This window comes from Dokdonella sp., from assembly GCF_051958935.1.
GTDB lineage: Bacteria > Pseudomonadota > Gammaproteobacteria > Xanthomonadales > Rhodanobacteraceae > Dokdonella_A.
Genome location: NZ_JBQCFP010000041.1, coordinates 1 through 5,354, shown reverse-complemented (window position 1 = coordinate 5,354; position 5,354 = coordinate 1). Strand labels below are relative to the sequence as shown.

At 66.5% G+C, this 5,354-nt stretch carries 3 protein-coding genes and 1 rRNA gene; 2 read left to right on the top strand and 2 right to left on the bottom strand.

What is annotated here, in order from left to right; genetic code table 11:
- Nucleotides 1-44: 44 nt before the first annotated feature.
- Nucleotides 45-1,178: an anhydro-N-acetylmuramic acid kinase gene (locus tag ACTHK2_RS03970; protein ID WP_440244398.1), complete on the bottom strand. Its 1,134-nt coding sequence runs from the start codon at nt 1,176-1,178 to the stop codon at nt 45-47.
- 1 nt (nt 1,179) lies between these two features.
- Nucleotides 1,180-2,628: an OapA family protein gene (locus tag ACTHK2_RS03965; RefSeq protein WP_440244397.1), complete on the bottom strand. Its 1,449-nt coding sequence runs from the start codon at nt 2,626-2,628 to the stop codon at nt 1,180-1,182.
- Nucleotides 2,629-2,821: 193 nt separating this feature from the next.
- Here ACTHK2_RS03965 and tyrS point away from each other — a divergent pair, with 193 nt between their 5' ends.
- Both tyrS and ACTHK2_RS03955 read left to right on the top strand, forming a co-directional pair.
- The gene (gene tyrS / locus ACTHK2_RS03960; protein WP_440244396.1) at nt 2,822-4,033 is read left to right on the top strand and encodes a tyrosine--tRNA ligase; all 1,212 of its coding nucleotides are present in this window, start codon (nt 2,822-2,824) and stop codon (nt 4,031-4,033) included.
- 918 nt (nt 4,034-4,951) lie between these two features.
- Nucleotides 4,952-5,354, top strand: a 16S ribosomal RNA gene (locus tag ACTHK2_RS03955); the annotation flags it as partial.

The window sequence follows — 5,354 nt, the reverse complement described above, 5'->3', positions numbered from 1 at the left end:
GCTGAGTTGAAAAAGCGCTGGATAGCGCCTTTTTCAACATCCTGCTAGCGCGTGCCGGCTCCCGCCGTCGGCGGTCCGCCGAAAACCGCACCGAGCAGGCGTGGCCCGCGCGCGCCGGTCACGCTCGGCAGGTTGCCGGGTACGCCGAGCAGGCGGGCGCGCGCGAGCCAGGCGAACCCGGCCGCTTCGACGAAGTCCGGGTCCACGCCGAGCGCGGCGGTCGTATCGACGGTCGTGCCCGGCAATTCCGAGCGCAGTGCCGACATCAGCGCGGCATTGTGTACGCCGCCGCCGCAGGCGAACACCTCGCGTATGCCGCTCGCGCGCAACGCGTCGGCGATGCTGCGGGCGCTGAGCGCGAGCAGGGTCGCCTGCACGTCGACCGGCGCGGCGCCCGCGGGGACGCGCGCATCGAGCCAGTCGAGATTGAAGTGCTCGCGCCCGGTGCTCTTCGGCGGCGATGCAGAGAAATAGGGCTCGCGCAGCCATTCGGCGAGCAGGTCGGCCCGGACCGTGCCGCTCGATGCCCAAGCGCCGCCGTCGTCGCGCGCGACGCCGCGGTGGCGCGCAGCCCAGGCATCGAGCAGGCAGTTCGCCGGGCCGGTGTCGAAACCGATCACCACCGCGCCCGGCCGCAGCAGGGTCACGTTGGCGATGCCGCCGAGGTTTAGGATCGCGCGTGCAGCCACGAGGTCGGCAAACACGGCGGCGTGCAGTGCCGGCAGCAGCGGCGCGCCCTGGCCGCCGGCCGCGACGTCGGCGCGCCGGAAGTCGGCGATGGTCGTCAGCCCCGTGCGTTCGGCGATGACATTCGGGTCACCAGCCTGCAGGGTGAACGGCAGCGGGCCCGATGGCCGGTGGCAGACGGTCTGGCCGTGCGACCCGATCGCGGCGATGTCGCCGGCGTCCACGCCGCTGGTGCGGATCAGTGCGAGCGCGGCGTCGGCGAATGCGCCGCCGATCTGGACGTCGAGCCTGCCGAAGTCGTCGAGCGCGACCTCGACCGCGCTGCGCGCGAACGCGAGCACGCGCTCGCGCAATGCGGGTTCGTAAGCGAAGGTACGGGCAGCGACCAGTTCGGCCCGCGGCTCGAAACGCACGAGTGCGGCGTCGATGCCGTCGGCGCTGGTGCCGGAAATGAGCCCGAGGTAGAGCGGCGCGCGCGACGCGGACGCCACGTCAGTCTTTGGCGTTCGCGAGCTGCATCGCATCGACCATCTTGAGTCGTGCGAGCTGCGGTGCCGCCTGCTGGCGGAATTGCGCGAGCTGGCTCGCCGGCAGCGGTTCGGGCGGCGGCAGCGTCACGGTCAGCGGATTGCGATGGCCGCCGTCGACGCGGAATTCGTAGTGCAGGTGCGGGCCGGTGGCGAGGCCGGTCATGCCGACGTAGCCGATGACCTGGCCCTGCTTGACGTGGTCGCCGAGGCGTTCGCTGGCGAAGCGCGACATGTGGCCGTACGCGGTGCTGATGTGCGCGTTGTGCTGCACGATCACGAAGTTGCCGTAGCCGGACATCCAGCCGCGGTACGTGATCTTGCCGTCGCCGGCGGCGCGGATCGGCGTGCCGGTCGGTGCGGCGTAGTCGACGCCCTTGTGCGCGCGCATGTAGCCGAGCACCGGGTGCATGCGGCCGGTGGAGAACGTCGAGGAGATGCGCGTGAACTCGACCGGCGTGCGCAGGAACGACTTGCGCAGCGGGCGGCCATCCTCGGTGTAGTACGTCGTCTCGCCGTCCGCATTGGTGTAGCGGATCGCGGTGTAGCGCTTGCCCTGGTTGACGAACGTCGCGGCGATGATGTCGCCGTCGCGCAGCCGCTCGCCATCGCGGTAGACGTCGTCGTAGATGACGCTGAAGCTGTCGCCTTCGCGCAGATCCTGGGCGAAGTCGATGTCGTAACCGAATGCGTCGGCGAGCTTGAGCACCATGCCGTCGCTGAGGCCGGCGCGTTCGCCTGCATAGAACAGCGAGCGGGTGACGACGCCGTGGGCGACGTGCGTGCGGCGCTCGACGGCGCGCTCGACCGCCGCTTCGGTGACGCCGCCGGTGCCGAAATGGAGTACCACGCGCGTCGCATCGCCGCGTTCGAAGCGCATCGCGGCGAGCGAACCGTCCGGCGCGTGGGCGAACGCGAATTCCTGGCCGGGACGGATGCGGCGCAGCGCGGACGCATCGTCCTGCGAGTCGAGCACGCGCTGCAGGTCGGTGGGGGCGAAGCCCTGTTCGCGGAAAATGTCCGACAACGACTGGCCGGCGCGCACGGTCACGACCTGCCATTCCGGCTCGATCCGCGCCGCGTAAGCGCCAATGGCGGGATCGGCTTCCTCGCCGGCGAGCCGGGGCAGCTCGAGGGCCAGCGTCGTGTAAGGTACGGGGGACGGCTCATGCCGCGTGGCGTTGGCGAAGGTCGGGATCACGATGCCGACCAAGGCGGTCAGCAAGACGCACACGCCGCCGAGGATCCAGTGCTCGGCGCGCCAACTGATCGGGGAGGCCGAGACGTTCTGGAGGAACGTCCAGTTCGACACGCGCGAATAGAAATGGAAATGCCGGCGTTGCGCATGGCGCCGGAGGGTGAGACGACGAGCCTTGTGGCGAGCGTTGTTGTTGTCGTTGCGGAGGTCGTTCACAGGTCGCAGCCCAATCGATCGCGGGGTACCATAATTGCGTTGCTGCGCCGGCGTCAATGCCAATGGCGACAAGGACTTGCGAACTATCGTTGACTAACGAATTATTAACCGCGGCGCCCCATTCGGCGTCGATTTTCCAGCCACCAGCGACACGCGCCGCGGCCGACCTAGCGCCGCGCGCACGGGGACATTCATGACGGACATCCAGGCTGCGCTCGACCTCATCGGTCGTGGCGCCGACGAAATCATCAAAATGGAAGACCTCGAGGCGCGCCTCAGGCTCGGCCGCCCGCTGCGCATCAAGGCGGGTTTCGACCCGACCGCGCCGGACCTGCACCTCGGCCACACGGTGCTGTTGACCAAGATGCGCCAGTTCCAGGACCTCGGCCACCGGGTGATCTTCCTGATCGGCGACTTCACCGGGATGATCGGCGACCCGACCGGCAAGAACGTGACGCGCAAGCCGCTCTCGCGCGAGGACATCGAGGCGAACGCCAGGACCTATGCCGAGCAGGTGTTCAGGATCCTCGATTGCGAGCGCACCGAGGTGCGTTTCAACTCCGAATGGTTCGGCCGCATGGCGGCGGCGGACATGATCAAGCTGGCGGCCCAGCACACCGTCGCGCGCATGCTCGAGCGCGACGATTTCGCCAAGCGCTACGCGGCGCAGCAGTCGATCGCGATCCACGAATTCCTCTATCCGCTGGTGCAGGGCTACGACTCGGTCGCGCTGGAGGCCGACGTCGAGCTCGGCGGCACCGACCAGAAGTTCAACCTGCTCATGGGGCGCGGCCTGCAGGAGCATTACGGCCAGCCGCCGCAGATCGTGCTGACGATGCCGCTGCTCGAGGGGCTCGACGGCGTCGCCAAGATGTCCAAGTCGCTCGGCAACTACGTCGGCATCGCCGAGCCCGCGATCGACATCGTGAACAAGACGATGAAGATCGGCGACGAGCTCATGTGGCGCTGGTACGAGTTGTTGAGCCTTGAGCGCAGCAATGCGGACATTGCGCGCCTGAAAGCCGACGTCGCGGCGGGGCAACTGCATCCGCGCGATGCCAAGCTCGGCCTCGCGCGCGAGCTGGCGGCCCGCTTCCATGACGCGGCGGCCGCGGAAAACGCGGTCGCGCAGTGGACCGCGCTCGTGCGAGAGCAACGCGTCGACGTCGACCTGCCGCTGCAGGACATCGCCGTGCCGGCCGGCGGAATCCGCGTCGCGCCGCTGTTCGTCGCGGCGAAACTCGCCGCGAGCAACTCGGAAGCCGGCCGCAAGATGGCCGAGCGCGCGCTGCGCATCGACGGTGCGGTGATCGAGGACCGCGAACTCGTGCTCGCGCCCGGAAGCGAGCTGCTTCTGCAGGTCGGCAAGCGCGCATTCGCACGGGTGCGCCTGGTCGCCGGTTGATCTTCGCCGGACGGGTCGAATCGGCTTCGTCGACGGGCTTGACGGATTCGCGTTTGGTTGTAGGATCCGCGGCCCTTTCGACGGCTCCCCTTGCGGGCGAAAGCCAATGCTCCGCGGAGCGTCGCGGCACGCAGGAAAGACAGCTCGCCGCGACGGCTTGACGAAGCGGGAATCGGATGTAAGATGCGCGCCCCTTCGACGGCCGGCCTGACGGCGAAGCCTGAGAAGGGAGACCCCGAACGCAGTGCCCGCCACGAAGCAAGATGGTTCGCGGCGAGGGGTTGACGAAACGGGAATCGGATGTAGGATGCGCGCCCCTTCGACGACTTCGCTCTCGCGGCAAAATCGACGAAGGCGAGAGCCGGAACGCAGCGCCTGCCGCGAAGAAAAATATTTCGCGGCGAGGGGTTGACGAAACGGGAATCGGATGTAGGATGCGCGCCCCTTCGACGACTCGCCTTCGCGGTGAAATCGGCGGAGGCGAAACCCGGAAACGCAGTGCCCGCCACGAGCAAAAATAGTTCGCGGCGAGGGGTTGACGAATCGGGAATCGGATGTAAGATGCGCGCCCCTTCGACGGCTGGTTCGAAACGAACCGAACGACGGAGGCGACGACGGAGCGGAAACGCCGAGTCGGCAAGCAGAAAAAAGTTCGCATCGAGGTGTTGACGGATGCGAAAAACGATGTAAGATATGCGGCTCCCTCGGACGAAATGTCCTGAGGCGCGAGAAAAGAAGAATCTCGCAAGCCTTTGATCTTTGAAAGTGTGCGCAGGTAACTTGTGTGGGCGCCTTGTGGTGGATGCAAGTCCATCGATACAAAGTGCGTCCAAGCAAACGTCAAAGCATAAGCTTTACAGTGCTTGGTTCTCACTCAGAAGTTTGGTCGTAGGGCCTCGGCCCGAAAGCCTGAAGTTTTAACTGAAGAGTTTGATCCTGGCTCAGAGTGAACGCTGGCGGCAGGCCTAACACATGCAAGTCGAGCGGCAGCACGGGGGCAACCCTGGTGGCGAGCGGCGGACGGGTGAGGAATACATCGGAATCTGCCTTGTTGTGGGGGATAACGTAGGGAAACTTACGCTAATACCGCATACGACCGAAAGGTGAAAGTGGGGGACCGCAAGGCCTCACGCGATAAGATGAGCCGATGTCGGATTAGCTAGTTGGTGAGGTAATGGCTCACCAAGGCGACGATCCGTAGCTGGTCTGAGAGGATGATCAGCCACACTGGAACTGAGACACGGTCCAGACTCCTACGGGAGGCAGCAGTGGGGAATATTGGACAATGGGCGCAAGCCTGATCCAGCCATGCCGCGTGGGT